Origin of the sequence: Streptomyces sp. NPDC013455 (assembly GCF_040632975.1) — a bacterium.
GTDB lineage: Bacteria > Actinomycetota > Actinomycetes > Streptomycetales > Streptomycetaceae > Streptomyces.
Genome location: NZ_JBEYCX010000078.1, coordinates 1 through 1,493, shown reverse-complemented (window position 1 = coordinate 1,493; position 1,493 = coordinate 1). Strand labels below are relative to the sequence as shown.

Below are 1,493 nucleotides of genomic sequence, written 5' to 3'. Positions count from 1 at the left end.
GGCTACGAACTGTGCGAGAACACCCCCCTGCGCGAGGGCGGCGAGGAGTACCTGGACTCGGAGAAGTACCAGCTCCGCCCCCGGGACTGGGAAGCGGCCGAACGCGAGGGACGCACCATCGCCCCCCTCATCACCCGCCTCAACACCGTCCGGCGGCGCAGCCCCGCCCTGCGGCAGCTACGGAACCTGCACTTCCACCACACCGACAAGGAAGCGGTGATCGCCTACTCGAAGCGGAGCGGATCGAACACGGTTCTGGTGGTCGCCAACCTCGACCCGCAGCACACCCAGGAGGCCACGGTCTCGTTGGACATGCCGCAACTCGGCCTGGACTGGCACGAGTCCGTGCCGGTGCGCGACGAGCTCACCGGCGAGACCTACTACTGGGGCAGGGCCAATTATGTGCGCCTCGAACCGGGCCGGCGGCCCGCGCATGTGTTCACCGTCCTGCGACCGTCCACCCCGCAGATCGGAGGGTCACCCACGATATGAGCGTCAATGAGCCCGTTCCGGACACCTTCGAGGACACTCCCGCCAAGGACCGGGACCCGGAGTGGTTCAAACGCGCCGTCTTCTACGAGGTCCTGGTGCGCTCCTTCCAGGACAGCAACGGCGACGGCATCGGAGACCTGAAGGGCCTGACCGCCAAGCTCGACTACCTCCAGTGGCTCGGCGTGGACTGCCTGTGGCTGCCGCCCTTCTTCAAGTCCCCGCTCCGGGACGGCGGGTACGACGTCTCCGACTACACCGCCGTCCTGCCGGAGTTCGGCGACCTCGCCGACTTCGTGGAGTTCGTGGACGCCGCCCACCAGCGCGGCATGCGCGTCATCATCGACTTCGTCATGAACCACACCAGCGACCAGCACCCGTGGTTCCAGGAGTCGAGGCGGGATCCGGACGGCCCGTACGGGGACTACTACGTCTGGGCCGACGACGACAAGCAGTTCCAGGACGCCCGGATCATCTTCGTCGACACCGAGGTCTCCAACTGGACGTACGACCCGGTACGCAAGCAGTACTACTGGCACCGCTTCTTCTCGCACCAGCCGGACCTCAACTACGAGAACCCGGCCGTGCAGGAGGAGATGATCTCCGCGCTGAAATTCTGGCTGGATCTCGGTATCGACGGGTTCCGGCTGGACGCGGTGCCGTACCTGTACCAGCAGGAGGGCACCAACTGCGAGAACCTGCCCGCGACCCACGAGTTCCTGCGGCGGGTGCGCAAGGAGATCGACGCGCAGTACCCCGACAAGGTGCTCCTCGCCGAGGCCAACCAGTGGCCCGAGGACGTCGTCGACTACTTCGGCGACTTCCGCACCGGCGGCGACGAGTGCCACATGGCGTTCCACTTCCCGGTGATGCCGCGCATCTTCATGGCCGTACGGCGGGAATCCCGCTACCCGGTCTCGGAGATCCTGGCCAAGACCCCGGCGATCCCGTCCGGCTGCCAGTGGGGCATCTTCCTGCGCAACCACGACGAGCTGACCCTGGAA

1 protein-coding gene and 1 pseudogene are annotated in these 1,493 nt (G+C 66.5%); both read left to right on the top strand.

Features of this window, described 5'->3' with window-relative positions:
* Nucleotides 1-492 (top strand): annotated as a pseudogene (locus tag ABZ576_RS34370) (alpha-1,4-glucan--maltose-1-phosphate maltosyltransferase); the annotation flags it as partial.
* Nucleotides 489-1,493, top strand: a 1,005-nt coding sequence (locus ABZ576_RS34365) for an alpha-amylase family glycosyl hydrolase (protein ID WP_360750056.1), incomplete at its 3' end; no start/stop codon positions are given. The pseudogene ABZ576_RS34370 and the gene ABZ576_RS34365, both read left to right, overlap by 4 nt.